This is a genomic window from Pseudoalteromonas sp. S16_S37 (genome assembly GCF_014694405.1).
Classification (GTDB): domain Bacteria; phylum Pseudomonadota; class Gammaproteobacteria; order Enterobacterales; family Alteromonadaceae; genus Pseudoalteromonas.
The window spans coordinates 1-896 of the sequence record NZ_JAAUWV010000166.1; the positions used below are offsets into that span (position 1 = coordinate 1).

Consider the following 896-nt stretch of genomic DNA (forward strand, 5'->3'; position numbering starts at 1 on the left):
CTATCGGCATACAGTGCCGAGCGCGCCGCTTCGTAGGTTTTTTCGTCTAAATGGGTGAGTGTTTCAAGCTGCTCGCCAAGCAAGGTTAGCTGGTTAAACCCTTCGCGTACTTGCTTATGGATTGATGTTAACGCCTCAAAAAACTGCTTGGTGTCACCTTGCCATTTATCTACCGAGAACTTTTTAACCTCTAATTGCTCCCTTACGTTTTGCAGTTCAATCGCGGTTTTGTTAGATTGCTCACGGCTTGCTTTTAGCTGTGTTTCAGTCGCATTGAGTTCAGTTTTTAACTTCTCAGACTCTTTTGCGTGTTTGGCTTTTAACTCGTCTATTAACTCCTTAACCGCTTCTTTATCACCTGTTTCAACAGCTTCAGACTCTATAACGAGTTGTTGATCTTCTTCAGGGAGTTGACGCAGAGCGCGTAAGTCTCGATAGCCCAATTTCATTTGCTGAGCGGCTTCAAAGAACTCTTCACCAAACTGCTGAAGATTGACCAAACGGTTATCTAAATTTCTTCTATCTGTTCTAAGGATATGCTTGCAACATTCCTCCCAAGTGGTAACGGTTACCACTTTTCCATTTTCATCCGCATACGTTAAACCCTTATAACTCGCGGATTCCTTCACTTGTTGGACTATCTTCAATTCGGTAACTGTTACCAGTTTGCCAATAAAACTGAACGCTTGAATTTGCCCAAGTTGCAGCAAAACATCTTGCTTAGATGCAAGTAAGTCTTTGCCTTCAACTATGGCCTTTTCAGTTTGTGGTGTAATATCTTTTTCAGGCATAACGACCTCCACAATTAAGGGAAATATATATGGAGGCTACACTAGATATGATCCGTGATTTTATGAAATTACACACCATACAACCTCCCAAGTAATTGATAGCCG

The 896-nt window shown here is 41.9% G+C and carries 1 protein-coding gene; it reads right to left on the minus strand.

What is annotated here, in order from left to right; all coding sequences use genetic code 11:
• Positions 1–791 (minus strand): hypothetical protein (locus tag HC733_RS22410; RefSeq protein ID WP_190367183.1); only part of this gene is annotated, 791 nt, incomplete at its 3' end.
• Positions 792–896 lie beyond the last annotated feature (105 nt).